The 26,591-nt window shown below is 71.7% G+C and carries 21 protein-coding genes, 1 tRNA gene and 1 other RNA gene; 11 read left to right on the top strand and 12 right to left on the bottom strand.

Features of this window, described 5'->3' with window-relative positions:
- Nucleotides 1-22: 22 nt before the first annotated feature.
- Together G515_RS0108120 and ffs are read right to left on the bottom strand one after the other, a co-directional pair.
- The gene (locus tag G515_RS0108120; RefSeq protein ID WP_028659758.1) at nt 23-2,344 is read right to left on the bottom strand and encodes a DNA polymerase III subunit gamma and tau; all 2,322 of its coding nucleotides are present in this window, start codon (nt 2,342-2,344) and stop codon (nt 23-25) included.
- A 98-nt stretch (nt 2,345-2,442) separates the two neighbouring features.
- Nucleotides 2,443-2,533: signal recognition particle sRNA small type (gene ffs, locus G515_RS23040), an RNA gene on the bottom strand.
- 123 nt (nt 2,534-2,656) lie between these two features.
- Here ffs and G515_RS0108115 point away from each other — a divergent pair.
- Nucleotides 2,657-2,744, top strand: a tRNA-Ser gene (locus tag G515_RS0108115).
- A 71-nt stretch (nt 2,745-2,815) separates the two neighbouring features.
- On the opposite strand, the gene G515_RS0108110 is transcribed toward G515_RS0108115, so the two are convergent.
- The 6 genes from G515_RS0108110 to G515_RS0108085 form a co-directional block, all read right to left on the bottom strand.
- A complete protein-coding gene (locus G515_RS0108110) occupies nt 2,816-4,072 on the bottom strand; it encodes a S8 family serine peptidase (protein ID WP_028659757.1) in 1,257 nt (418 codons plus the stop codon).
- On the bottom strand, nt 4,069-5,493 hold the full coding sequence (gene eccB / locus G515_RS0108105) for a type VII secretion protein EccB (protein WP_028659756.1): 1,425 nt from the start codon (nt 5,491-5,493) through the stop codon (nt 4,069-4,071). Before eccB ends, G515_RS0108110 begins: the two co-directional genes overlap by 4 nt.
- On the bottom strand, nt 5,493-6,854 hold the full coding sequence (locus tag G515_RS0108100; RefSeq protein WP_028659755.1) for an EsaB/YukD family protein: 1,362 nt from the start codon (nt 6,852-6,854) through the stop codon (nt 5,493-5,495). Before G515_RS0108100 ends, eccB begins: the two co-directional genes overlap by 1 nt.
- A 146-nt stretch (nt 6,855-7,000) precedes the next feature.
- Nucleotides 7,001-7,294 (bottom strand): WXG100 family type VII secretion target, encoded by a 294-nt coding sequence (locus tag G515_RS0108095; protein ID WP_028659754.1) that lies wholly within the window; start codon nt 7,292-7,294, stop codon nt 7,001-7,003.
- Between the two features lie 33 nt (nt 7,295-7,327).
- Nucleotides 7,328-7,642 carry a WXG100 family type VII secretion target gene (locus tag G515_RS22620; protein ID WP_051218019.1) on the bottom strand — a complete coding sequence of 105 codons (315 nt, stop codon included), beginning with the start codon at nt 7,640-7,642 and terminating at the stop codon, nt 7,328-7,330.
- A gap of 114 nt (nt 7,643-7,756) precedes the next feature.
- Nucleotides 7,757-9,118, bottom strand: coding sequence for a ubiquitin family protein (locus tag G515_RS0108085; protein ID WP_169570487.1), 1,362 nt, complete (start codon nt 9,116-9,118; stop codon nt 7,757-7,759).
- Between the two features lie 308 nt (nt 9,119-9,426).
- Here G515_RS0108085 and G515_RS0108080 point away from each other — a divergent pair, with 308 nt between their 5' ends.
- From G515_RS0108080 to G515_RS0108050, 7 genes are all read left to right on the top strand, one after another.
- On the top strand, nt 9,427-13,437 hold the full coding sequence (locus G515_RS0108080; RefSeq protein ID WP_028659752.1) for a type VII secretion protein EccC: 4,011 nt from the start codon (nt 9,427-9,429) through the stop codon (nt 13,435-13,437).
- 149 nt (nt 13,438-13,586) lie between these two features.
- Entirely contained in the window at nt 13,587-13,766 is a 180-nt protein-coding gene (locus G515_RS0108075; RefSeq protein ID WP_028659751.1) for a hypothetical protein, read from the top strand.
- Nucleotides 13,767-13,891: 125 nt separating this feature from the next.
- Entirely contained in the window at nt 13,892-14,188 is a 297-nt protein-coding gene (locus G515_RS0108070) for a type II toxin-antitoxin system VapB family antitoxin (protein WP_028659750.1), read from the top strand.
- Nucleotides 14,160-14,720, top strand: coding sequence for a LytR C-terminal domain-containing protein (locus tag G515_RS20185; RefSeq protein WP_084653310.1), 561 nt, complete (start codon nt 14,160-14,162; stop codon nt 14,718-14,720). Before G515_RS0108070 ends, G515_RS20185 begins: the two co-directional genes overlap by 29 nt.
- Nucleotides 14,721-14,829: 109 nt before the next feature.
- Nucleotides 14,830-15,267: a hypothetical protein gene (locus G515_RS20180; RefSeq protein ID WP_084653308.1), complete on the top strand. Its 438-nt coding sequence runs from the start codon at nt 14,830-14,832 to the stop codon at nt 15,265-15,267.
- On the top strand, nt 15,264-16,211 hold the full coding sequence (locus G515_RS0108055; RefSeq protein WP_028659749.1) for a hypothetical protein: 948 nt from the start codon (nt 15,264-15,266) through the stop codon (nt 16,209-16,211). The genes G515_RS20180 and G515_RS0108055 overlap by 4 nt, the downstream gene beginning before the upstream one ends.
- Entirely contained in the window at nt 16,208-17,506 is a 1,299-nt protein-coding gene (locus G515_RS0108050; RefSeq protein ID WP_028659748.1) for a hypothetical protein, read from the top strand. Before G515_RS0108055 ends, G515_RS0108050 begins: the two co-directional genes overlap by 4 nt.
- A 130-nt stretch (nt 17,507-17,636) precedes the next feature.
- Here G515_RS0108050 and G515_RS0108045 read toward each other — a convergent pair whose 3' ends face one another.
- Together G515_RS0108045 and G515_RS0108040 are read right to left on the bottom strand one after the other, a co-directional pair.
- Nucleotides 17,637-19,073 (bottom strand): vWA domain-containing protein, encoded by a 1,437-nt coding sequence (locus G515_RS0108045; RefSeq protein ID WP_051218017.1) that lies wholly within the window; start codon nt 19,071-19,073, stop codon nt 17,637-17,639.
- Between the two features lie 8 nt (nt 19,074-19,081).
- Nucleotides 19,082-19,954 (bottom strand): AAA family ATPase, encoded by an 873-nt coding sequence (locus tag G515_RS0108040; RefSeq protein WP_028659746.1) that lies wholly within the window; start codon nt 19,952-19,954, stop codon nt 19,082-19,084.
- Between the two features lie 208 nt (nt 19,955-20,162).
- On the opposite strand from G515_RS0108040, the gene G515_RS0108035 reads away from it, so the two are divergent.
- From G515_RS0108035 to G515_RS0108025, 3 genes are read left to right on the top strand one after another with little or no spacing between them, the layout of a single operon-like run.
- Nucleotides 20,163-20,858: a response regulator transcription factor gene (locus tag G515_RS0108035; protein WP_169570485.1), complete on the top strand. Its 696-nt coding sequence runs from the start codon at nt 20,163-20,165 to the stop codon at nt 20,856-20,858.
- Entirely contained in the window at nt 20,855-22,330 is a 1,476-nt protein-coding gene (locus G515_RS20175; RefSeq protein WP_036554940.1) for a sensor histidine kinase, read from the top strand. The genes G515_RS0108035 and G515_RS20175 overlap by 4 nt, the downstream gene beginning before the upstream one ends.
- Nucleotides 22,327-22,980 (top strand): hypothetical protein, encoded by a 654-nt coding sequence (locus tag G515_RS0108025; RefSeq protein ID WP_028659744.1) that lies wholly within the window; start codon nt 22,327-22,329, stop codon nt 22,978-22,980. Before G515_RS20175 ends, G515_RS0108025 begins: the two co-directional genes overlap by 4 nt.
- Nucleotides 22,981-23,023: 43 nt before the next feature.
- Here G515_RS0108025 and zwf read toward each other — a convergent pair whose 3' ends face one another.
- Both zwf and G515_RS0108015 read right to left on the bottom strand, forming a co-directional pair.
- Nucleotides 23,024-24,451: a glucose-6-phosphate dehydrogenase gene (gene zwf / locus G515_RS0108020; RefSeq protein WP_036554938.1), complete on the bottom strand. Its 1,428-nt coding sequence runs from the start codon at nt 24,449-24,451 to the stop codon at nt 23,024-23,026.
- Between the two features lie 177 nt (nt 24,452-24,628).
- A complete protein-coding gene (locus G515_RS0108015; RefSeq protein ID WP_028659742.1) occupies nt 24,629-26,569 on the bottom strand; it encodes an anthranilate synthase family protein in 1,941 nt (646 codons plus the stop codon).
- Nucleotides 26,570-26,591: the final 22 nt, after the last annotated feature.

The raw sequence follows: 26,591 nt of genomic DNA, 5'->3' as shown, positions 1-26,591 counted from the left end.
GGGTCGGTCGGCTCAGGGACGGTCACGGATTGTGTGGGATCTCTTCGATCATCCGTGCACCGAGCTCCCTCTCCAAGAGTTCTGCGCCGCTGATCTCGACGTGCTCGGCGTCGAGGTCGTCGTGCCTGGCGAAGGAGTCGGGATCGGCGGCGGGCGGGGTCGCGGCCCCGTCCGAACCGGGGCCACCCGAACGGGTCTGCTGGATCGCCTCCCTGGCCCGGCGGGTCACATCCGTGCGCTGGCCGGGAGACTCCTGGGATGACTGTTGCGGCGACCGCAGCGCTGACGGATCGGGCTGGGCTGTCGGGGCGGACGGGGAAGATCCCCCGGGCCCGGCGGTCGCACCCGGCGAAGCGGTGGGGTCGGACGGAGGCCGATCTTCCTCAACCTGCGGTGCCGGCGACTCCGAAGCGGCCATGGGCGAGCTGTCACCCGCAGGCCGATCACCCGCGGGGGCGGGGTGTGACGGCCTCGGCCCGGACCCGCCCGGCGAGGTCTGTCCCGGATCGGCGGTGGCGCCCGGGTCGACGATCGCCTCGATCCGCCAGTCCGCCCCCAGTACGTCGATCACCGCCTGCCGCAGGACCTCGTCGCAGCCGGAGTTGACGAACGACTCCCGTGCCCCCTTGTTGTTGAACCCGACCGAGAGGGTCCGCTCGGAGAGACCGACCACCTGTCCGTGCTGGGAGAGCTGGATCCACGCGAGGCGGCGGCGGTGCTTGACCTTCTCGACGATGTCGGGCCACACCCGGCGGACGTCGACCAGGGTGAGCCCGCCCTGTGCCGGCGCGGTCGCGGATGCGGGGGGTTCGGGCGTGGCGGGGGCCTCCTGCTCGGGCGCGGCAGGGGCCGCCGGCTCGGGCTGGACGGGATCCACCGCTGCCTGGCCCGCCGGCTCCGCGTACTGCGACTGCGGCTGCGACTGCGGCTGCGGCTGGGGCTGTGACTGCGGCTGTGACTGCGGCTGTGACTGCTCCGGACCGTGCTGCGTGCTCGGCTGCGGGGCTCCCGGTGTCTGCGGCGCTCCCGGTGGCTGCTGCGCATGCGGTGGCTGCGGGGCCGATCGCGGCGGCACGGACGCTGGCTCCGCCCCCGCGCCGAGCGCACGCTGGGAGAAGGGACGATCCTGGGCGGGCGCCGCGGGAGCAGCGGCAGGTGCAGAGGTGGGGACGCCGGTGACGGCCAACCGGTTTTCCAACCGGTCGAGCCGGGCCGCCAGCCCCTGGGTGCCGTGATCGGCGGCGGGCAGCAACACCCGGGCGCAGACCAGCTCCAGCAACAGCCGGGGCGCGGTGGCGCCGCGCATCTCGGTGAGGCCGGTGGCCACCAGATCCGCGGCCCGGCTCAACTCGGTGACGCCGAACCGCGCCGCCTGGGCGACCAGGCGCTCCGCCTGATCCTCGGCGACGTCGATCAGGCCGGTGGCCGGTGCGTCGGGCACGGCCGCGACGATGACCAGGTCGCGGAGCCGGCGGAGCAGATCCTCGGTGAACCGACGCGGATCCTGGCCGGTCTCGATCACCTTGTCGACCACACCGAACACGGCCGCACCGTCGCCGGCGGCGAAGGCGTCGACCACCTCGTCGAGCAGCGAGTCCGGCGTGTAGCCCAGCAGGCCGGTGGCGAGCGGGAGCGTGACCCCCTGCTCCCCGGCACCGCCGATCAGCTGGTCGAGCACGGAGAGCGTGTCACGCGCCGAACCGCCGCCGGCACGCACGACCATCGGCAACGCCGCTGGCTCGATCGCCACCCCCTCCCGCTGGCACAGCTCGGAGAGGTAACCGGACAGGAGCTTGGGCGGGATCAGCCGGAACGGGTAGTGGTGGGTGCGGGAGCGGATCGTGGGGATGACCTTCTCCGGCTCGGTGGTGGCGAAGATGAACCGCAGGTGCGGGGGCGGCTCCTCGACCAGCTTGAGCAGGGCGTTGAAGCCCTGCGTGGTCACCATGTGTGCCTCATCGATGATGTAGACCTTGTAGCGGCTCTGCACGGGGGCGAAGAACGCCTTCTCCCGCAGGTCGCGAGCGTCATCGACACCACCGTGCGAGGCGGCGTCGATCTCGATCACGTCGATCGAGCCGCCACCGTTGCGGGCGAGGTCACGGCAACTCCGACACTCTCCGCACGGATCCGCCGTCGGCGCCTGCTCGCAGTTGAGCGCCCGGGCCAGGATGCGCGCCGAGGTGGTCTTGCCGCAGCCCCGCGGCCCGGAGAACAGATAGGCGTGATTCACCCGGTTGTTGGCCAGCGCGGCACGCAGCGGCTCGGTCACGTGCTCCTGGCCGATGACCTCCGCGAAGGTCTCGGGCCGGTAGCGGCGATACAAGGCGAGGGGTGACTCCACGTCAGAACCCTAACCAGGGCCACCGACAGAATCGATGGGCCGGTCCCGCACAGATCCCGAGCACGGTCCGGACGCCGGCCGTCGTACCCCGGACATGAAAAGGCCCCCCGTGTACCCGGCAGAGCTCACTTACCCTTGCTGCCTTCCGGCCCTGGGGGAGTTGGGCGAGATGCCGCCACACGGGGGGTTGCCCCAGAGCATACGGGGAGGCCCCGACCTCGCCCAAACGACGGTCGCCGGGCCGGCACGCCACCCACTCGGGACCCCAGGCCGATTTCGTGCCGGGCCGCGGCGGCGGGTACTCTCCTCCGCGGAGGTATCGCCTAGTGGCCTATGGCGCTCGCTTGGAAAGCGGGTTGGGTTAACGCCCTCGGGGGTTCGAATCCCCCTACCTCCGCCACCACGAACGGCGCCGGGTCCACCCGGCGCCGTTCGGCGTTCCGAGCCGGTACGCCGAGGCTCGAACAGAGGTCAGCGGCGGCGGGCGAAGAGCGGCCGCAGCAGGACGGCGACCAGGAGCGCGCCACCACCGAGAACGCCCCACCACACCGCCGACCGCTTGATGTCGGCGAGTACGTCGTCCTCCACCGGCGGCAGCGCCGCCTTCTCCGAATCGACCGCCTGCCGGGCGGCCTGGACCGACCCGTCGGCGTCGATCTTCAGCGGCCTGGTCAGCGCCTCCATCGGCTGCACCATGCCGGCGCCCCGGAACGTGCCGGGGACGTCGACCCGTCCGCTGGCGGTGACCTTCAACCGGGTCACCAGCTGTTGGGGCGTGTCGTCGGGGTAGGCCGACCTGAGCAGGGCCAGGACGCCGCTGACGAGACCGGCCGCCCACGAGGTGGCGTTCTCGTTGAGCAGGCAGCTCTCCCCGGTGACGGCGTAGCTCACCGCACCCATGGTCGGGGCGGAGACGTCGATCGCCGAGCTGGCCAGGTCGGCCGAGGAGGCATCCGCGCCCCCGCTGCCGGACTCCTTGACCTCGGCGCTGGCGGCGAGGACACCGTCGTACCCGGCCGGGAAGACCTCCTCGGCGACGTCCTCCACGCCGTAGTAGACGTGATAGGGATCGGACTGATCATCGGGACGGTTGCCGGACGCGGCGACGACGATCTTGCCCCTGTCGACGAGTTGGGCGATCAGCCCGGCGACCTCGTCGGAGTAGTTCAGCTTCACCGAGAGGTTGACGATGTCGAAGGAGTCGGGTCGCGCCAACAGCCACTGCAGGGCGGCGGCGAGGTTGGCGTTGGTCAGATCCGGGGACTCACCCTCGTCGTTGACCTCGGTGTAGAACCGGGCGTCGACGATGTGCGCGTCCGGCGCGACACCGGTCAGCTCGTCACCGCGCGGGCGGCCGGCGATCAGTCCGGCCACGGCGGTGCCGTGGTAGTAGACCGGAGCGGCGGGGATGCGCTGTTCGGAGACGGGGACGTTGCCGCCCCCCGAGGCGACCCCGGAGTCGACCACCGCGACCCCGACGTCGCCCAGCGCGCGGCCGTGGTCCGCGAGCCAGGCATGCGCGTCCGCGATCCCCAGCGTCTCCAACGGTGCGCTGGCCGCGGAGGTCTGGTAGCGCTCCGGGTCATCGCGGGGCGCGAGGTCCGCGCAGGCGTAGTCACCCTCCACCGCGTACGCCGGGGCAGACCCGGCCACCGTGATCGCGCCCGCCCCGAGCGCGAGCGCGCACAGGCCGGCGGCCAGCCGGCAGGGGACCGGGCGGCGGCTCACGGGCACTCCGTGACCGGCTCGGTGTCGGGCTCCACGGGCGGGCAGAGCGCCAGTTGGCTGGAGAGCGGCACGCCCTTGTTGAGGACCTCGATCCACGCGTCGGGGATCAGGGGCGTCGCCTCCTCGTCGTACTCGAGGCGCTCGAGGGTCTGCTGTCCCTGCAGTGAGTAGGCCTTGGCGTTGTTGTCCACGACGTAGGTGGTGGTGCTCGTGGAGGAGGTCCAGTCGCCGGTGTTGACCAGGGCGCCGTGCCCGGGGTCGATCGTCGCCCTCCGGTCGCCCGGCTCGACCTCGGCCGCGCTGTGGTCCTCGGTCGGGTCGGTGGCCAGCGTGACGAAGGGTGGCTCGCCCTCCTGCGCGTGCAGGACGGCGCAGGTCTCGCCGCGCACGGGGTCGGCGGACGGCGGAGCGTCCGGCCAGTGCGCCGTGTCCGCGGGAGAGACGCCGAGTCGGCCCTGCGGGGTCGAGCCCGGCCAGGTCTTGGCGTCGACGGTGCCGGTGTAGACGATCCTTTCGAAGGTGTCGAGGGGGACCATCTCGCCGTCGGGGGTGGCGAAGACGAACAGGTCGCCGTCCTCCGCCTCGAGCAGGTCACCCACCTTGGCACCGGGCTGCAGGCCGGGCGCGGTGACGACCTCGCCGGCGCCGGGGAAGGACAGTGTCTGCGGGCCGAGAGGTCCGCCCTGCGGGAAAAGGCCCAGCCACTGCTGCGACACCGCTCGCGCGCTGCTGGCCGGCGGCAGCCCCAGATCCTGAAGCATCCCGTCGCGTCCGGCGGAGTTGGGCACCAGGTAGCGGAACGCCTCCGGCTCGGAGGCATCCGCGGTGCGGTAGGCCTGCGCGATCATCCAGACCTCGCCGCCGGACCTGACCAGCGTCGCACTGTCGGGGGCACCGGTGACCCCGGAGTCGGTGCCGATGTGGACGCGCATCGCGGTCGACTGCGCGGCGGTGCAGGCGGTCCAGCCGGTGTTGATGAAGTCGCTGCTGGTGGGCAGCTGCTGCGGGGCCCCCAGGATGCCGATGTCCTCGCCCGGCGACTCGCCGTCCAGGGCGTCCTGCTGCACGATGGTCGGCTTGACACCGACCCCGAGCAGGAGCTGCGCGGAGGTGACGTTGATGACCGGGCGGAGCTCGGACTCGCCGCCGTCCTCCTCGTCGAGGATGACGTACCGCTCACCGGTGTCCTTGGAGATGACCAGACCCGGCTGCTTCCAGTCGGCCGGGGTCCGGGGCGAGAGCACCGAGCCGATGGCCGCGGCGGCGACCAGCAGCACGGCGAGCGCGACGCCTCCGACCACGGTGCGACCGGGGCGGGACGGCTCGACCTCACGCCCTCCCGGAGCGCCGGAGAGGAAGGCGGTCACCAGCCTGCGGCGGGTGAAGGAGTGCGCCTCGACGAGGTCCTTCTTGGTCGCCATCAGAACCCCATGGAGCCGAGCACACCGCTGGCGAGCACCAGCAGCGGGATGAGGGCGAGCAGCCCGATCGTCTCCACGATGTCGCCGATCCGTCCACGGCGCAGCGAGGGCTCGCCGGGCACGAGGGTGGCGGCCAGCAGCAGCCCGCCGGCCACGGCCAGGACCACCGCGACCGTGGGCCGCCAGTCCGGGTGCAGGACGATGACGGCGGCGGCGGTGACCAGGAGGCCGGCGATGCCGGAGACGAGGCCGACCAGCACCTCCGCGCCGACGCGGTACTGCCGGGTGCGGGTCATCACCACGATGCAGGCCGCCACGGCGAGCAGCGTGCCCCACAGCCCGAGCCCGACCGCGAAGGGGGTGACCAGCACCAGCAGCAGTCCGACGGTGCCGGTGACCGCGATCAGGATCTCGTGGGCGACCCGGGCGTCGTCGGTGACCTTGGCCGCGTCGATCTCGTCCGGCTCGGCGGTGATGTCGGCGTGGGTGAACAACTGATCCACGTCCGTGGTGGTCATGCCCAGTGCCAACCACGGGAAGACACTCCCCGCCAGCACCACGACGACGAGCACGGTGCAGAGGACCACCGCGGGGTCCCAGCCGGCCAGATCGACCAGGCCGCCGGCCACCAGCAGGATCGCGCCCACCACGACGCCGGGGATGACCAGCGTGCGTCCCTGGCCCAGCCCGAGCAGCGCGACGGCGCCCAGGAGGAGGGCACCCGCGCCGGCGCAGGCCAGGGGCAGCCCCCAGGTCGGACCGTCGAACACCTGGGACCCGAGCATGAAACCGGCCATCCCGGCGTACGCCGTACCGATCCAACCGACCGCGACCGCGGCCGCGGGCTCACGCTGGGCTCGGGAGAGCACGATCGCCCCGGTCACCAGGGCCACCGCGAGCACCGCCGCGGTCACTCCGGCGAGCAACGAGTCGCGCTGCACGAACAGCGCGACCGCGCCCAGGGCGAGCAGCAGCCCCGCGGCCCACAGGGCGGTACGCCGGCCCGCGGCCGGCTGCCACGGGGTGAGGTCACGCTCGACGACGTCGGTCATCGCTTCGACGATGTCGTCGTAGACACGCGGAGCTTCCTTGTCGGCGCCGGCACCGAGGGTGAGGACGCCGCCGTCCTCGATCCCCTGGGCGATCAGCCCGATGTCGGTGGCCAGTTCGCGACCCTCGGCGGTGACCACGCTGTAGCCGCCGTACACGGTGGCGGCGTCGAGCAGGCCCACGCTGCGCGCCAGCTCAGGCACGAGCTCGGCCACCGGGATCGACCCGGGCAGCACCAGATCGACGCGCCGAGCCCCCGAGGCCACCGTCACCCGAACCAGTCCCGAGGCTCCAACGGGCGCCTGCGACATCACCACTCCTTGCCGTCAGCCGTCCTCAGCCTGCTCGGCTGTGGCCAGCTCGTCATCGGTTTGCAAACCATCGCGCACGAAGGGGCCGGCGCTACCCGCCGACCCCTTGTGAGTGCTCACCGGAGTGAGACTAGAGCACTGCTCGTTCAGCCACCGAAGGCGGCCGCGCCGCGCTTGTCGGCGGCGGCGTACTCCTGGTTGGAGTTCTGGACCGCGGTGCCGGTCTGCGCCAGCAGGGTCTGCATCTCGTTGATGGCCTGGTCCCACTTGGCCTTGGCCTGGTGGTAGGCGGCCTGGGCGTTACCCTCCCAGTCGCTCTTCAGCGGGGCCAGCTCGTTCTCCAGGCGGTCGAGGCGCTGCTCGATCTTCTTCACGCCCGTGGCGAGGTCGGCCGCGACCTGCTCGAGGCCGCCGTGGTTGACAAGGATGCCGTCGTTCATCACTGATTCTCCTTGAAACTCGTAGGTGGCCGGTCAGCCGAGGCGGTTCTGGAAGCCGGCGAAGTTCTGGGACTGGGTGTCGTCGGTGCTGACGTTGTCCTTCTCGGTCGAGCGGAGCGAGCTCTCGAACTCGTTGAGGGCCGAGACCACGGTGCGCTGCTTCTCGGTCCAGGCCTGGTGGAGGGCGAAGAAGGCGTTACCGCCCTGGCCCTTCCACTGCGCACGCGCGCCGTCGATCTGGCTGCTCAGTTGCGAGGCCAGGTTGTCGAAGTCGCCCTTGGCCTCACGGACCATCTCGGCGGCCTTGGAGAGAGTGCCCTCACCCTGCCCGAAGTTTCCCTGCGCCATGTCGTTTCCTTTCCCCGTACGGCATGACGCCGCCGAGTTGGTACATCGAGTATGTCGATCCTTGGGCCCGCCCCGGAGGCCGGACGGCAGGGTGTATGCCCGGTCGATCAGGGTCTAAACACTGATTCCTGATTCCCACAGCGAGCGCACCAGGCCGGTGGCCACGACCAGTGCCGCGAGCGCCGCGGCACCGCACAATCCCTCCGCCACCTCGGCCCGACGCGACCACCAGGCAGAGCGCCATCCGCGCCCGGTCGCGACCGCGGCCACGACCAGCACCGCGGCCAGTACGACGGCGACCAGCGCGAGCGTCCACAGGCCTGCGGGGCCCCATTCGTCGAGCAGCGTCGCCAACAGCGCCGCCCAACACGCCAGGCCGGCCAGGCGCAGCAGTGTCCGTGCCGCGGCGTAGCGGTAACTGCGGGCGGCGAGCAGCAGCGCGGCACCGGTGAACAGGACCAGTGCCTGAGCACCACCGTGGTCGATCGGCAGGTCGGCCGCGGTCAGCAGCAGCGGGGCCGCGAGGGCGGTCGCGACGAAGACCGCGACGGCTCCGGCCAGGAGCAGCCGCGCTCCCTTCTCGGCGACGTTGGACACGGCCGAGGCGGGCACGATGGTGCGGTTGCGCCGGCCGGGGGGCTGGGCGCGGGCGGACCAGGCGCTCACCGAGAGCCGGTCCAACTCCAGCAGATAGTGGTCCGGGACGTCGATGGCGTACATCGGTACGAACCTGGCGGCGAGCATGCCGACGCCGAGCACCACCGCCCACACCACCTGGGGCTCGCGGTCCAGCAGGGCGGCGACGGTCGTGAGCAGGAACAGCCCGATGCCGCCGACCATCCACACCTTGAGGGCCTCATCGGCACGTCGGTCCAGGGCCCGCACCACCCCGGCGGTGACCGCGCCGAAGAGGGCGGCGGTACCGATCAGGGTCGGAAGTCGTTCGGGGACCGGCTCCCATCCGTAGGCGAAGGCCGCCGCGGCCGCGAACGCCGGGGCGGTCACGGCCCGCCGCTCGGCGTACCTGCCCACGGGCACCAGGCCGGTGAGCGCCGCGGCCGCCAGCAGACCGATCACCATCTGATGGGAGAGCCCGTCCGAGCGGGCGCCCAGCCACCCGGCGAGCACCGCGGCGGCCGCAGCGACGGTGACCCAGAGGGCGGAGGCGGCACCTGGCCGCCCCTCCCGCGGGCCGACGTGTTGGTCTCCGGCGGCGGAGCCTCCCGCGTGATGCTCCGCGGCGGCGAAGAGGGGATCGGTGGCGGCCAACAGGTCGCCGGTGACGACGCCGGCGTCGACCAACGGCTGGTCCGCAGGGAGCGTGCGACCGCTCCTGGTCACCAGCGCCGGTGCTGCGCTCAGGCCGGCCACCGCGGCGTACTCCCGGGCCAGGTCGACCGCGGCAGCGTCCTGCGGCACCACCAGGTCGACGACACCCGCCGGGCCGTGGACGCTCAGCGCGAGGCTGCTCGCCAACGATCCACCGCTCGCCACCTTGCTGCCTCCTGATCTGCTCGTCGCCCGCGCCGGGGGTCGTGAAGGACCCGGTCACGCCTAGTCTCAGGTACGGCGTGCCGAACCGCGACCGGCGGGTCCGCACCACGACCTCGCCCCGGTCTCCTAGAACCGGCAGAGTAGTGGGTGTCCGGGGCCGGCTCTATAGTCGAGCGGCACAGTCGCACGGAACGGCCGCGCGGGCGCGCCCGGCAGCACGGACCAACCGGCCGATCAGGCCGGGCCGCGGCCGTAGGGCGACACCGACCAGGGAAACCAGGGGAAGCACAGTGACGACGACGCTCCGGGGCGGACGACTCGACGAGCCCGAGATGCCCGCCGGCCAGCTGCAGCTCCAGCCGCCGCCGCAGATCGAGCAGGCCGAGGGCGCCGCCGGCGTACTGATGAACGCCATCCCCATGCTGGGAAGTCTCGGCTCGATCGTCCTGGTCGCCACCATGAGCGGGAGCAGCACCGGCGGGCGGCAGTACATCGCGGCCGGGATGTTCCTGTTCGCCACCCTCGGTTTCGTGGTCGTGCAGATCGATCGCCAGCGCAAGCAGCGGCATCAGCAGGTCACCGGGTCGCGCACCGACTACCTGCGCTACCTCGCCAGCGTCCGCTCCACGGCACGCAAGGCCGCCGACGCCCAGCGCCGGGCCCTGACCTGGCAGCATCCCGACCCCTCCGCCCTGGTCGCGCTGGCCGACGAGCGCTCCCGCCTCTGGGAGCTGGGCGCGGGTGACCCCCGCTTCCTCCAGGTGAGGTACGGCGTGTGTCACCAGCCGCTCTCCCTGGAGCTGGTGCCTCCCGAGAGCGCGCCGATCGATCAGGTCGACCCGGCCGCCGCCTCCGCGCTCCACCGGCTGCTGGTCGTGCACCGGCTCCAGCCCGACCTGCCCGCCTCGATCGACCTGCGCGCCTTCGACTTCATCGAGATCTGCGCCGACGAGGAGCCGGCCCGGGCGACCGCCCGGGCGGTCCTGTGCTCCGCGGCCGCCTTCCACTCCCCCAACCAGCTCGTCATCGCCGTCCTCACCGAGGAGACCAACCTCGCGGATTGGGACTGGATCAAGTGGCTCCCGCACGCCCAGAGCACCCGCGAGTCCGACGCCGTCGGCCCGGTCCGGATGGTCACGACCTCACTCGATGAACTGGCCTCGCTGCTGCCCACCGATCTCGCCGAGCGGCCGCGATTCGGGGCCGAGCAGCGTCCGGCCACCCCGCACGTGCTGATCGTGCTCGACGGGGTGTCGCTCCCGCCGGGCAACCACGTGCTTCCGCAGGACGGCATCCACGGGGTGACAGTGCTCGACCTGCCGGTGCGATGGGACGAGCTGACCGACTCGAGCCGGCTCCGATTCCAGTTGGAGCAGGAGCCCGCCAAGGACGGCCGCTATCCCGCCTCGGTGATCCGGGTGCGCGAGGACGCCGTCCATGCCCGCGTCGACCAGTGCGACATCGCCACCGCGGAGGCATTCGCCAGACGACTCACCCCGCTGCACACCGTGAGCACCGAGGCCGACGTGAAGAGCGACGCCGGCGACGAGGCGATCATGCGGCCCACCGACTTCATGGAACTGCTCGCGCTCGGCGACGTCCGCACCCTCGACCCCGAGGTGGCCTGGCGGCCCCGGCCGCAGCGTGACCGGCTGCGGGTGCCGATCGGGCTCGGCGACGGCGGCGGGCTCGTGCACCTCGACATCAAGGAGTCCGCCCAGCAGGGCATGGGCCCGCACGGCCTGGTCATCGGTGCCACCGGCTCGGGCAAGTCGGAGTTCCTCCGCACCCTGGTGCTGGGCCTGGCGATGACCCACCCGCCCGAGCAGCTCAACATGGTGCTGGTCGACTTCAAGGGCGGTGCCACCTTCGCGGGCATGTCGGAGATGCCGCACGTTTCCGCGGTGATCACCAACCTGGCCAACGAACTCACCCTCGTCGACCGGATGCAGGACGCCCTGTCCGGCGAGATGGTGCGTCGCCAGGAACTGCTCCGCGAGGCCGGCAACTTCGCCTCGCTCAAGGACTACGAGAGGGCCCGGACCAACGACCCTTCCCTGGCCCCGCTGCCGTCACTGTTCATCGTGGTCGACGAGTTCTCCGAGATGCTCTCGGCCAAGCCCGAGTTCATCGACCTCTTCGTCGCCATCGGCCGGCTGGGCCGCTCGCTCGGTCTGCACCTGCTGCTCGCCTCGCAGCGGCTGGAGGAGGGCCGACTCCGCGGCCTGGAGTCGCACCTGTCCTACCGGGTCGGCCTGCGCACCTTCTCCGGCCAGGAGTCGCGCGCCGTGCTGGGTGTGCCCGACGCCTACGAGCTGCCGGCGGTGCCCGGCCTGGGCTACCTCAAGCCCGACCCGACCTCGATGGTGCGGTTCAAGGCGGCGTACGTGTCCGGTCCGCCGAGCGCCAAGGGCAGTCGGGTACGCCGCGACGAGGGCGGCAAGATCCACGGCATCCTGCCCTTCACCATCGCCGAGGTCCGGCAACTCGACCTGCCCGAGGACGACGAGGACGCGTCGCGTCCGATGCCCGCCGGGGAGGGCAACCAGCCGTCGCTGCTCGACATCGGTGTGGAGCGGATGGAGGGCCACGGCCTGCCCGCCCACCAGGTGTGGTTGCCGCCGCTCGACGTACCCGACACCCTCGATGCCCTGATGGGCGGCCTGACCCACGATCCGAGCGCCGGGCTGGTCTCGCCGAGCTGGCGGGCGCTGGGCGGTCTCACCATCCCGCTCGGCACCGTCGACCGGCCGCGGGAGCAGCGTCGCGACACCCTCAGCGTGGACCTGTCCGGATCCGCGGGTCACGTGGCCGTCGTCGGCGGCCCGCGCAGCGGCAAGTCCACCCTGGCCCGCACCATCGTGGCCAGCACCGCCTTGACCACGACTCCGCTGGAGTCGCAGTTCTTCGTGCTCGACTTCGGCGGCGGCACCTTCGCACCGCTGCGCCGGCTGCCGCACGTGGCCGGTGTCGCCAGCAGGTCGGAGCCGGACATCGTGCGGCGGATCATCGCCGAGGTCACCGGAGTCGTCGACCGGCGCGAGGCCTACTTCCGGGCACAGGGGATCGACTCCATCGAGACCTATCGGACCCGGCGGGCGGCGGGTCGCGCCGATGACGGATACGGCGACGTGTTCCTGGTCATCGACGGCTGGAGCACGCTGCGGGCCGACTTCGACGACCTCGAGATCGAGATCCAGCAGCTCGCCACCCGCGGCCTGACCTTCGGCCTGCACATCGTCGCGGCGGCCACCCGATGGGCGGACTTCCGGGCCGCGATGCGGGACATGTTCGGCACCCGGCTCGAGCTCCGCCTCGGCGACCCGATCGACTCCGAGCTCGACCGCAAGATCGCGGCGCTGGTCCCGACCGGGCGTCCGGGCCGAGGCCTGACGCCGAGCAAGCTGCACTTCCTCTCCTCGCTGCCGCGCATCGACGGCATCGCCTCCGCCGACAGTCTCGGCCCCGGCGTCGACGACCTGATCGAGAAGGTCGCCGCCGCCTGGACCGGCCCGTCCGGCCCCAAGCTGCGTCTCCTACCCGAGCAGATCCGGCTCGACGAGATCCGGCAGCTCGCCCAGGTCCCCGCCGATGAACACCCGGGGGGCCGGATCCTGCTCGGCGTGAACGAGAAGGAGCTCGCGCCGGTCGGCCTCGACCCCGACTCCGAACCGCACCTGCTGGTCTTCGGTGACGGCCAGTCGGGCAAGAGCGCGCTGCTGCGGTCCTACGCCCGCGAGGTGATGCGCACCCGCAGCCCGAAGCAGGCCCAGCTGGTGGTCGTGGACTACCGCCGTTCGCTGCTCGGCGAGATCCCCGACGAGTACCTCCTCAACTACCTCACCTCGGCCAACCAGGCGACTCCGGTGCTGCGCGACCTGGCGACGTACCTGGAGAGCCGGATCCCCGGCCCCGACGTCACCCCCGAGCAACTGCGCAACCGGTCCTGGTGGACCGGTGCGGAGGTCTTCGTGCTGGTGGATGACTACGACCTGGTCGCCACCCAGCAGGGCTCGCCGCTCCAGGCCCTGCAACCTCTGCTGGCGCAGGCGCGCGACACGGGCCTGCACGTCGTCCTCGCCCGCCGGTCCGGTGGCGCGTCGCGGTCGCTCTACGAGCCGACCATCCAATCGATGCGTGATCTCGCGATGCCGGGTCTGCTGCTGTCCGGCTCCCCCGACGAGGGCCCGCTGATCGGCAACCTGCGACCCACCCCGACGATCCCGGGCCGAGGTCGCCTGGTGACCCGCGACCGCGGGGTCGAGGTGGTCCAACTCGGGTGGAGCGACCCGTCCCTATGAGGTCAAGAACGTCGAGTGTGATCTGTCCCATACACCATCTGAGTCGTTCGCACAACGGTTCACACACTCGTCATCTGGAAGCAACGACGCGTCGATTCACCGGGGCAAGGATGGGAGCCACCCGACAGTGACCACCACAGGAGGCCCCGATGGAGAACCCCACCGCGACCGACCGCACCCGCGAGTTCGAGCCGACCACGCTGCAGCGCCACAGTCTGAAGAGCCGACACGCCCAGGGGCTGAACCGGTTGATGGAAGAACGTGAGGACCTGCGTGGCGTGAACGCGCTGGCCGACATCGCCTACGACTCCCTGCGCTGGTCCGCCTGACCGACCCCGTCGGCTACCCGCCACGAGACTTCCCCGCGGCCCGTCCGGAACCTGCTTCCGGACGGGCCGCGGTCGTGTCCCGGACCAACCTCGGGAAGCGGAGTCACCGGGTTTATAGTGCGCCCGTGATCTTCAAACGCGTGGGGCTGGGGCGGCCGTACCCCGAGCACGGCCTCAGCCCGCGCGACTGGGCCGCGCTGCCGCCCCGCCAGATCCGACTGGACGAACTGGTCACGACCAAGGACACCCTCCAGTTGGCGACCCTGCTCGACGAGGACTCCACCTTCTACGGTGACCTGTTCGCCCATGTGGTGCAGTGGCGGGGCGACTACTACCTGGAGGACGGCCTGCACCGCGCGCTCCGCGCCGCGCTCCAGCAGCGCATGGTCCTGCATGCCCGAGTCCACACCGTGGGGGCGTGAGATGTCCCGGCACGTCCGCGCCGCCATCACTCTGGTGGTGCTGTGCCTGCTGCTGGTGGCGGGAGGGTACTGGGGCTGGAACAGGCTGACCGAGCCGGTGCCCGAGGCGGTCGAACCGCCGCTGTGCATCCAGAAGAAGTACTCCGCGGGCGACAAGCTCGCCCCCAAGCAGGTCGTGGTGAGCGTGCTCAACGCCGGCAAGCGCTTCGGGCTGGCGAGCCGCACCATGTCCCAGCTCAGCGACCAGGGCTTCGCCCGCGGCACCAGCGGGAACGCGCCCGAGGGCACCAAGGTGCGCAAGGTCCAGATCTGGACCGCCGACGCCGGCAGCCCGGCGGTGCAACTGCTCGCCAACCGGCTGGGCCGGCCCAAGGTGGTCGAGCGGACCACCTCGGCTCCCGGCATCGTGGTCGTGGTGGGTGACAACTTCGACAAGCCGTCCTCGGGGAGGCGCACGGTGAAGGTCAAGGCGGACACGCTCGTGTGCGGGCCGGTGCCCTCGGCCCAGCCCTCCGCCGACCCCGCCGTGTGACGCCGTACCGCTGACACCGGCCGGTACGGCGCGAGCAGGGCCGCGCCGGGTACTGTCGGCGCCGTGCGCCATGATCGTGATCTCACGGCGCGAGGCTCGAGGGGGGCTGATGTACGGCGACAGCGAGGTGATGCGTCGACGGGTCGACCAACTGCGCGAGCAGGCCGTCGACATCCGGATGCTGGCCGATCAGCTGGTCGCCCGCGCCGAGTCCTCCGCCTGGCACGGACGGGCCGCGGACTCGATGCGGCTCCGGATCCGCGAGCGGGCGATCGCACTCCGTGAGACCGCCGCGCGGCACGAGACCGCCGCCGAGAGCCTGGAGCAACACGCCACCGAGATCGACGTGCGCAACGACATGATCGATTCGCAGGAGCGAAAGGCGGGCGCCCTCCGTGCGGAGGCCCGTGCCCGGCTCGCCGCGGGCCACGACAGCGACCCCGCCGATCGGCAGCTGACGGCCTTCGTTCCGCCGCCATCCGGCCACAAGGACTGGCTCAGCGTCGAACTCCCGGGACTCCCGACCCCATGGACAGGACGCCCGTGACCACGATCGACCTCGGTTCCCCGACGCCCCCGGCCCCCACACCGCCGGCCCCGCTCGACGCGGTTCCCCGCCGGGCCGCGCTCACCCTGCCGGAGCTGAGGTTGGCTGCCGAGCACGCCTCCGGCGCCCCGCTCCCCTTCGACCTCGCCGCCCCGCGCGGCGGGTCCGCGCTCGACGCCCGGCTCGGCGTGAGCCCCGGCACCGTCGAGGAACAGGTGTACACCGAGGCCCTGGCCGCCCTGCACGATGCGGAGGAGTCCCTGGCCCGGCGGGGCCTGCTCTCCGCCGAGGGCCGACTCGAGCGCGGCCTCGCCGGCGCGATGGGCCTGCTGGCCACGCCGGTGCTGGCCCTCGACCTCGACGTGGCCGTCGAGGAGAGCCAGCTGCACGCCTGGCACCGCCAGGCCGGAGAAGCGGTCGCGACCCTGGCCACGGTCGACGGACTGGTCTTCGAGCTTTCCTGGTTCGCCACCAGCGCCTGGCCGGGCGAGCTCGCGCGCGTGGCCGTGCTGCCCGAGGAGACCGCGTTGGGCGCCTCCGCACTCGAGCCCGACTCGCTGCTCGTCCCCTTCGAGCTCGTCTCCGCCACCACCGAGGCACACCGCTCGGGCCGGACCGATCTCGTGCCGGTGCTCGCCGCCCACCATCAGATCACCGATCCCGACGGCCGCCCCCTGCCCACCGGCGAGGTCGCCACGCTCCTGGGCGCACTCGCCGGCGAGGCCCGCGGAAGGCTCCGCGCGCTCGCGGCCGACGTGTCCGCGGAGGCGACCACCATGGCCGGCGTCCTCAGCTGGACCCTCCTCACCGACGGGTGGCGCGCCCTGCGGCCTGTCCACCGGGACGGCGAGCTGTGGGTCGACGTACGCCGCATCGAACCGGGGGACCTCGCCCAGGAGCTCGCGCCGGTGCTGTCCGAGCTGAGTGCGGGAGCGAGCGCATGAGCACCGAGGAAGACAAGTACCAGCAGATGCTCGCTCTCGCGGACGCCTTCGACGGCGTCGGCGAGGACCTCCGTGCCCGTGCGGGCCTGGGTGGCGACATCCTCCGCGACCCCGCGGTGGCCGAGTCCGCCCCGCTGTCCACCACGACACACGCCCGCGTGGAAGAGGATGTCCGGGCGGCGACGACGGGCAAGGCCGGCCTGCTGAGCCGCTCCATCGAGCTGGACGCCGACGCGCTCGTCGTCCGGGCCACGGTGCTGACCTACCGCTGGATCGATGAGCTGCAGCAGGCGGCGTATGCCACGCTCGGCTCGATCGCCGGTCGGGCGATCGGCTACCTCGCTCCGGAGGTCGCGCTGGGCGGCGCGATCGTGACCGCCGGGCTGATCGAGACCGACGCGCTGGATCGGGACAGCGTGACCAGCTTCCTGGGCGAGCTCGCCACCGATCACCCGGAGCTGATGGACCATCTGGCCACCGGCGGCGGGCTGATCGAGAGCCTCCAACTGCGGGCCCTGCTGACCGCCGGGATGCCACCGGGTGAGCAGGCCCCGGCCGCCGCCCGCGCCGGGCTCCGAGCGATGGGGGTCCTCCCCCTGCCCACCCACGCCGCTGCCGCGCTGCGCGATCTGGCCGGTGAGCTCGCCGAGGACGCCTCGGTCGAGGAGCCGACCGAGCCCTCGCCCGACGGGGTGAGCGTCGCCACCGTCCCTGCTCCGCGCGGCCTGGAGGGGCTGATGGCCGCCCTGGAGGAGGTCACCGCGACCGTCGCGGTGCGCCCGGTGGGTGCCGGTCGCTACATCGCCTTCCTGCCCGGCCCCTCCGCGAACGTCCAGGCCGGCGGCCGGCTGCGGCTGGTCAACGGCGACCTGTCCAGCTACACCTCCGAGGCCGCCCGTGCCATCGAGAGCTCCGTGCCGCCCGGTGCCAAGGTCATGCTGGTGGGTTCGGCCGCGGGCGGTGGCGCGGCTGCCGAACTCGCGGCGGACCCGCCCGAGGGCACCTTCGAGGTCGAGCAGGTCGTCACCGCCGGCTCCCCCGCTGCGCACGTCCCGCGCGTCCCCGAGCGCGTGCGGATGCTCGCCCTGGAGGACCGCGCCGACCCGGTCGCCCTGCTCGGCTCGCTGGTCAACGCCTCCGCCGAGCACCGGGTCACCGTCGTCTTCGACGCCGACGCGGTGCTCGGCACGGCCGAGAGCCCGTACGTCGCCGGCGCCCGAGCCGCCGATTCGGCCGAGCACGAGACCCTGCGCGCCGAGATCGACCGGATCCGAGACCTGGGCTACCTCAGCTGATCCGGTCCCTGAGCGTTACACCGCGGCAGCGTGGCGCACGGTCGGTGCACCCTGTCCTTTGCACGCACCGGCCGGGCGACACGCTCGCGCCGGGAGCTACACCGCGGCAGCGTGACGCACGGTCGGGGAGCTACAGGATCTCGTGGACGAAGGACTCGAGCTGGGTGAGGTTGCGGCACTCGACCATGTCGACCACGTCGCCGTACTCGCGGGCGGCCGAGTCGCCGGTGTTCCAGTGCCGCAGGGCCTCCGGGTTGAGCCACCAGGCGTGCCGGACGGCGGACTTCATCGTCTTGAGGGCGTCCAGTTGCAGGTCGGCGTAGTTGCTGCGGGCGTCCCCGAGGATGAGCACGGAGCTCTTCGGGCCGAGCGCCTCGCGGTGCTCCTCGAGGAAGCGGTTGAACGAGCGGCCGTAGTTGGTGCGGCCGTAGACGGTGGCGTTGGCGGAGGCCTTGGCCAGCTCGGTCATCGTGTCGACCATGTCGTTGCCGGGGTCGAAGTAGGAGGTGACCTCATGGATGTCGTCGATGAACATGAACGCCCGCACGCCCTGGAATGCCTCCCGCAGGGCGAAGACCAGCATCAGGGTGAAGTTGGCGAAGTTGGCCACCGATCCGGAGACGTCGCAGAGCACGACGAGTTCGGTGCGGTGGGGCCGCTTCGGCTTGTGCCGGGTGTCGATCGGTACGCCGCCGGTGTTGATCGACGCGCGGACGGTACGCCGGAAGTCGAGGGTGCCGCGCCGCTTGGCGTGGTGCTCCTGGGTGAGCCGGGTGGCGAGCCGGCGCGCGAGCGGGTAGATCTGGCGGCGCATCTCCTCCAGGTCGGAGCGCCGAGCGGTGAGGAAGTCCAGCCGGTCGATCGGTGAGCGCACCGCCACCTTGGCGACATGGTCGGGGCCCTTCTCCTCCGCGATCCGGCGACGGGCGTCGGCCTCGACCATCGTGGTCCAACCACCGACCCGCTTGTTGATCGCGCGGGCGGCCTCCTCCTCGCTCCAGCCGCCGCGGCGAAGGCCGGAGATGATCCGGGCGACCAGCTCGTCCGGCGCGAGCCGGCGCAGTGCGGTGTACGACGACCAGGAGCTGAGTCCGGGCCCACGACCGGGCATCGCGCCGAACCGGCCGACGGCTTCGGCGGCCAGCTGCCGCATCCGCTCCTCGTCGCCCTCGGCCAGGGCCTCGGCCAGCAGTTCGCGGAACTCCTCGAGCGCCTGGGGGCCGTCCTTGGCGCGAGCCTCGGGCTCCGCGCCCTGGTCGGCCGCCTCCTCCTCGGCCTCGGCGACGCGGCGGCCCTCCCCGACCATCCGGGGGAAGTACAGCTCGAAGAGCGCGTCGAAGGTCGGCCGCTGGGTCTGCTTCTTGACCAGCGTGGCGGCGTACGTGTCACGGACGGTGGTCCGGTCGCCCCACTCGACCACGCTCAGCGCGTCGACGGCGTCGAGGCCCTCGACCAGCGAGACCGGCAGGCCGGCGCCGCGCAGAGCGTCGAGGAAGGCGATGTGGCGCTCGACCAGTCCCGTCGGGGACGAGGCCTGGGTCTGGAGGTGGGTGTCCGGCGTACTCATCGCGCGCCTCAGCGCCGCAGCTTGAGCTCGCGGATGGCGCGCTTGTGGTCGGAGGAGTGCTTGAGCACGACCCCGAGGGTGTCGTCGATGACCTTCTCGTCGAGCTCCTGGATCTCCAGGGCGACCAGGGTGCGGGCCCAGTCGACCGACTCGGCGATCGAGGGCGCCTTCTTCAGCTCCAGCTCGCGCAGTCGGGCCACGGTCGTCACCAGCTGCTCGGCGACCTTGTCGGAGAGCCCGGGCACCTGGGAGTGGACGATCTCGCGCTCACGGTCGGCGGTCGGGTAGTCGAGGTGGAGGTAGAGGCAGCGCCGCTTGACCGCTTCGGAGAGCTCGCGGGTGGCGTTGGAGGTGAGGATGACGAACGGGCGACGCCGCGCGGAGACGGTGCCGAGCTCGGGAATGGTGACCTGGAAGTCGGAGAGCACCTCGAGCAGGAGCCCCTCCACCTCGACGTCGGTCTTGTCGACCTCGTCGATCAGCAGCACGGTCGGCTCGTCGCGCCGGATCGCGGTCAGCAGCGGCCGGGTGAGCAGGAACTCCTCGCTGAAGATGTCGTCGTGGGTCTCCTCCCACGCCTGGTCGGTGCCGGAGGCCTGGATCCGGAGCAACTGCTTCTTGTAGTTCCACTCGTAGAGCGCGCGGGCCTCATCCAGGCCCTCGTAGCACTGCAGACGCACCAGATCGGCGCCGGTGGCCCGGGCGACCGCCTTGGCGAGTTCGGTCTTGCCCACGCCGGCCGGCCCCTCGAGGAGGAGCGGCTTCTCCAGGGTGCCGGTGAGGTACGACGTCAGCGCGGTCGTCTGATCCGCGAGGTAGCCCACCGCCTGGAGACGGTCGACGGCATCGGCGGGCGAGGTGAACCAGGTCATGCCGCCCATCCAAACACTTGCGGTCGGCGTACGGAAGAGGTTACTGAGCGCTTGCTCAGTAGGTGGGCACCGACGTGGTGGGCATCAGGCGCAGTCCCCCGGTGTAGCGACGACCGGGGAGTGCAACTTTCCCCGGTCCACCGGGGAAAGTTGCGCCGCCACCCCCCTCATCCCACGTTCTCAGGCTCGGCTCAGCAGGGAATGGCACAGTGGACCCGTGACCACGGCCAGCAAGCCCAGAATCCTCGTCGTCGACGATGACCAGGCGGTGCGCACGTCGCTGCGCCGGTCCCTCGAGTTCAACGGCTACGAAGTGGTCCTGGCCGCGGACGGCGCGGAGGCGCTCGTGACGCTGGGCAACGTCCACCCCGATCTGGTGGTGCTCGACGTGATGATGCCCCGGCTCGACGGGATCGAGACGACCAAGGCCCTGCGCTCCGCGGGCAACGACGTACCCATCCTGGTGCTGACCGCGCGCGATGCGGTCGGGGACCGGGTGGAGGGGCTGGACGCCGGCGCCGATGACTACCTCACCAAGCCGTTCGCACTGGAGGAACTGCTCGCCCGGGTCCGCGCGCTGCTGCGGCGCGTGCCGACCGGCGAGGAGGCCGAGGAGCTGCTCACCTTCGAGGACCTCACGATGAACACCGCCACCCGGGAGGTCACCCGGGGCGAGCGCCGCATCGAGCTGACCCGCACCGAGTTCTCGCTGCTGGAGATGTTCCTGCGCAGGCCGCGCCGGGTGCTGGAGCGGTCCTTCATCCTCGAGGAGGTCTGGGGCTTCGACTTCCCCACGACCGCCAACTCGCTCGAGGTCTACGTGGGCTATCTGCGCCGCAAGACCGAGGCCGACGAGGAGCCCCGACTGATCCACACCGTGCGTGGGGTCGGTTACGTGCTCAAGGACGCATGACCGCCGCGCCCTCGGGGACGCCCACCCCCGGCGGCCCCGACCCCACCGACCGCGTCCGCTCCTTCGACGAACGGCGCTGGCACTACCGGCGTTCGCTGGCCAGCCGGGTGGTCATCCTGACCACCCTCGCGGTCGGCATCACCGTCGCGGTGATCTCCTTCGGCGTGTACTGGTCGGTCCGTCTGCAGCTGAGCGACACCCTCGACGACTCGCTGCTCGAGCGGGCCCACGGTGCCGCGTCCAATGCCGACAAGATCCTCGCGGCCCGGGGCAACGTCCTGATCGAGCAGTGGGTGCTCGGCGCGGGCGACGTCCGGCTCGCGGTCCTCGACCCGGACCGGACCGTGCACATCCCCGACCTCTCCGAGGGCGCCTTCCCCCGCCTGAGCGAGCCGGAGTACGGCGTCGTGGACGGTGACACGCCCTACAGCATCCGCACCATCAGCACCGTGGACGACGACTACCGGGTCGTGACCGTGCCCATCGAGAGCACCGGCCAGGCGTTCGTGCTGGCCGAGTCGCTGGCTCCCCAGCAGGCCATGCTCCAGCGCCTGGGCGTGGTGATGTTCTCCTTCGGCATCGCCGGGGTGATCGCCTCCGGCATGGCCGGCTGGGCGGTCGCGGCCAACGGCCTGCGCCCGGTACGCCGGCTGACCGCCGCCGCCGAGCGGATCGCCCGCACCGAGGACCTCACCCCGCTGCCGGTCGAGGGCGATGACGAGGTCGCCCGGCTCGCGACCGCCTTCAACAGCATGCTGGTCGCGCTGGACGCCTCCCGCGAACGGCAGCGCCAGCTGGTCGCGGACGCCGGCCACGAGCTCCGTACGCCACTCACCTCGATGCGCACCAACATCGACCTGCTCTCCCAGATGGCCGCCGCGCCGGACAACCCGTACATCACCCACGAGGCCCGCCAGGAGCTCCTCGCGGACGTCCGCGCCCAGATGGAGGAGCTCACCCAGCTGATCGGCGACCTGGTCGAACTGGCCCGCGACGAGCCGCTCGCCCCGGTGGTCACGGCGGTCGAGCTGCCCAGTGTCGTGGAGCAGGCGGTCAACCGGGTGCGCCGCCGGGCTCCCTCGGTCTCCTTCGAGGTCACCACCGAGCCGTGGTGGGTGATCGGCGAGGCGGCCGGTCTGGAACGCGCCATCACCAATCTGCTCGACAACGCCGCCAAGTTCAGTCCGCCCGAGGGCACCGTCCGCGTCTCGCTCAGCCGAGGGCTGGTGACCGTGGAGGATGAGGGTCCCGGGATCGCCGAGGAGGATCTCCAGCACGTGTTCGACCGTTTCTATCGCGCGACCGCGTCGCGCTCCATGCCCGGTTCGGGGCTGGGTCTGTCCATCGTCCGGCAGGTCGCGGAACGTCACGGCGGCACCGTCTCCGCCGGCCGCGCCGCCTCCGGGGGTGCCCGGATGGAGTTCCGGGTGCCCGGTTCGACCGAGCCCGCGCCGAGCGGACCTCCGGCATGAGGCGGCTCGCCCGGGCCGGCGGCGCGGCCACCGCGGTGGCCGCCGTCCTCCTGGTGGCCGGATGCGGTGACGGGGAGGATCCGGGAGTCGACCCCGGCGACCTCGCCTCCGCCTCCTCGGCGGCGGCCGGCGCTGCCGACGAGCAGGGCGGCGTACCGGAGTCGGACGCATCGCAGAGCAAGCCGTTCAACCCGTGCGACGGCCTGAAGGTGGGGCCGGTGAGCAAGGCCCTGGGCGCCGAACTGACCCTCGACACGGGCACCGAGGACGCGCCCCGCTGTGCGCTGGTGCCGGTCGAGGACGGCGGAGCCGCCTTCACCCTCAACTACCTCTTCTTCGCCGGCAGCCTGGAGGAGGCCTGGCAGACGATGGACCTGGAGGGCGGCACCGTGACCCGGCCGCACATCCCCGGCACCGCCGACGCCCGGCTGGTCACCAACCGCACCAAGGACAACTACGTGGTCACCGGGTTCATCGAGAACGGCGATCTGATCCAGACCGTCGACGCCGTCGACCCCCGGCCCTACGACGTCGCCGGGGTCGACGCCGCTGTGACCGAGATCCTCACCCAGCTCTCCGCCAAGGCCCCCGACACCGGCACCCAGGGCGGTTCCCCCACGGCCGACCCCTCGCCCGACAGCGGCCACTGACGCCGCCGCGCCGACCCTGCCGAGCCCTCGCCGGACCGGCCGGTCAGATCCGCCAGGAGCGCTCGAAGGGGAGGCGCCAGGCGCGGGGGGCGATGAGCTGGTGGATCGAGTTGGGTCCCCACGAGCCCGGCGCATACATCCGCACCGGGGAGGGGTTGTCGAGCAGCGGCTGGGAGATCTCCCAGAGCGCCTCGATGCCGTCGGCGCTGGTGAACAGGGTGTGGTCACCGCGCATCGCGTCGTGGATGAGCCGCTCGTAGGCCTCCAGCACGCTGGTCGAGGAGGAGGTGTCGGCGGTGGAGAACTGCATCGACAGCTTCTCCAGCTTCATCCCCGGCCCGGGTCGCTTGCCGTAGAAGGAGAGCGACATCCGGGACTGGTCGGCCAGGTCGAAGGTGAGGTGGTCCGGGCCCATGTTGCCGGCGTTGGAGCCTGCCGGGAACATCGTCAGCGGTGGCTCCTTGAACGCGATCGAGATGATCCGTGCGCCCTCGGCCAGCTTCTTGCCGGTACGCAGGAAGAACGGCACCCCGGCCCAGCGCCAGTTGTCGATGGTCACCTTGAGCGCGACGAACGTCTCGGTCTCCGAGTCGTCGGAGACCTCCTCCTTGCCGCGGTAGCCGGCGTACTGACCGCGGACGACGTCGCGGGGGTCGAGCGGCCGGATGGACCGGAAGACCTTCTTCTTCTCATCACCGATCGGGCCCGGCGCCAGCGACGTCGGGGGCTCCATCGCCATGAAGGCGAGCACCTGCATCAGGTGGGTGACCACCATGTCGCGGTAGGCGCCGGTGGACTCGTAGAACGCGGTGCGCCCCTCGAGCCCCAGCGTCTCGGGGACGTCGATCTGGACGTGGTCGATGAAGTTGCGGTTCCAGATCGGCTCGAACAGACCGTTGGCGAAGCGGAAGGCCAGGATGTTCTGCGCCGCCTCCTTCCCGAGGAAGTGGTCGATCCGGTAGACCTGCTTGTCCCGGAACACCTCGTGCACCCGGGCGTTGAGCTCCTTGGCCGAGGCCAGATCGGTGCCGAACGGCTTCTCCATGATCACCCGGCTGCGCTCGGCCAGCCCGGCCTCCTGGAGCTGCCTGATCACCTGGAGGGCGGCCTTGGGCGGCACGCTGAGGTAGTGCAGGAGCTGCACCTCCCGACCCAGCGGCGCCAGGGTGGCCTCGGCAGCGTGCACGGTCTGGGCCAGCGCCCGCGGGCCGTCCCCGGTCGGCACGTAGCTGAGCATCGCCGCGAAGGGCTGCCAGCGCTGCTCGGTGATCTCACCCTTGCCGAACTCCTCGCACGCCTCCCGGGCCATCTTGACCCAGTCCTCGGTGCTCCACTGCTCCAGCGAGGTGCCGACGATCATCGCGTCGCGGAGCAGGCCCGCCTCGAAGAGACGCAGCAGCCCGGGCAGCAGCTTGCGACGCGCGAGATCGCCGGTCGCGCCGAAGAGCACGACCACGTGGGGTTGTTCCATGTCAGCGACGTTAGCCATAGGGATGTTGCCACGGTATTACGGGTGGCCAGCACCGGTGGGCGGGGCGGTGAAGGCCACATGGCGGGGTGGTACGCCGCCACCGGGCACCGGGCACGGGCCGGGGCGTCGCGGCCACGATATCGGACCTGACCCGCACGGCGAGGCGGCTCGGACGGGTCAGCCGACCAGATCCTCGATCAGGCCATGCAGCAGGTCGCGACCGCGCTCGGTCAGGATCGACTCGGCGTGGAACTGGATGCCGTGGAAGTGCGGTCCGTGCAGGGCGTGCACGTCGCCGGTCTCCGGGTCGGCGTCCACGCTGATCCCGTCGGGCAGGTCGCCGGCCGCCCGCCCGACGAAGGTGTTGTAGAAGCCCACCCGATAGGGCCGCCCGGACACGGTGACCGCCGATTGGGTGCCCTGGAACACGATGTCCTTGTAGTGCAGTCCGATCCCGAGCTCGTGGCAGAGCGCCTGGTGACCCAGGCAGACCGCGAGGAAGGGGGTACGACGCGCCAGCAGCTCGCCGACCGCGGCGCGTAACTGCTTCATCTTCGGGTCGGTGTCGTCGCGAGGGTCGCCGGGACCCGGCCCGACGATGACCAGGTCGGCGTCGTCGAACGCCCCGGCGGCGTACTCCTCGTGGCGGAGGATCGTGGACTCCATCCCGAGCACACCCAGGATGCGACGGAGCATGTTGACGAAGTCGTCCTCGCCGTCCAGGATCACGACCCGCTTGCCGGCCAGCCTCGGGTCGGGCAGCTCGTCCGCCTGGTCGGTCAACCAGAACGAGGAGAGCCGGCGATTGCGGGCGTTGAGCGCGACCAGGACGTCCTCATCGGTGACCAGGTCGGCCACCGGCACGCTGGTCGGAGGGGCGGGGGGCACCAGTCCGAAGGCGGCCAGGATGCCGCCGGCCTTCGCATGGGTCTCGGCGACCTCGTAGTCGGGGTCGGAGTCGCGGACCAGGGTGGCGCCGGCTGTGACCTTGACCCGGCCGTCGAGGTCGACCTCGGCGCTGCGGATCACGATCGGGCTGTCGAGAACCGACTCCCCCGTCTCGTCCCGCCCGAACACCGCCAGGGCGGCCGCGTAGTAGCCGCGCCCCTCCGGCTCGTAGCGCTTGATCAGCCGGCAGGCGTTCTCCACCGGCGAGCCGGTCACGGTGGCGGCGTACATCGTGTCGCGTAGCACCTCGCGCGGGTCGCGGGTGGTCCGCCCCGCGAGGAGGTACTCGGTGTGGATGAGGCGGCTCATCGGCTTGAGGAACGGCCCCAGCACCTGTCCGCCCTCGGTGCAGATGTCGCACATCATCTTGAGCTCTTCGTCGACCACCATGTAGAGCTCGTAGATCTCCTTCTCGTCCGCGAGGAAGTCGAGGAGTTCCTTCTTCAGTCCGGCCCCCACCTCCACGGACCCGGCCCCGAGACCGCCGTGGGCGGCGCTGCCGGTGGGGAGACGGAAGGTGCCCGAGATGGGATTCATCCGCACGTCGCCGCCGTGCACGCTCACGTGCCGCTCGGGGCTGGCGCCGATCAGGTAACGGTCGCCGGTGAAGAAGCAGAAGGTCCAGTAGGCCCCATGCTCACGCTCGAGCAGTCGGCGCAGCACCGTGAGCGCGCGCGCATGACCCCAGTCGGCGACCCGGGCGTGATATCGACGCCCGATCACCAGGTTGGCGCCCTCGCCCTGGCCGATCTCGTCCTCGATGATGCGGCGGACGATGTCGGCGTACTCGTCGTCCGGAATGTCGAAGCCGCCGCGGTCCTCGAACTCCAGCGGGAGGTCGGGCAGCGCCGCGATCACCTCGGGGACGCTGAACTCCAGCTCGGTCTCCACGTCCACCACGACCAGCGGGGTGCCGTCGTCGTGCGCCTCGAACCCACGCTCGGCGATCTGCCGGTACGGCACCGCGACCAGCCGGTCACACCCCCGCCCCGGCTCCGGCACACCCTGCTCGAGGGGGATGTCGAGCAGCGACTCGACCTCGCTGCGAGTGCCGCCGATCAGCCCCACCGTGTCCCGATCACCGGCCCGGGTCGAACGACGGATCAGCGCCCAGGCCTCGTGCTCCAGCAGCGACTCGATCGCGGACCGGGCATCTGGCTGGGCAGTCATGGGGAGAGGGTAGTCGGCGCGC

The sequence above is a fragment of the Nocardioides insulae DSM 17944 genome (assembly GCF_000422825.1).
Taxonomy (GTDB): Bacteria; Actinomycetota; Actinomycetes; order Propionibacteriales; family Nocardioidaceae; genus Nocardioides; species Nocardioides insulae.
Note: the sequence above shows the minus strand (reverse complement) of the source record. Positions and strands in the feature narration are given on the sequence as shown.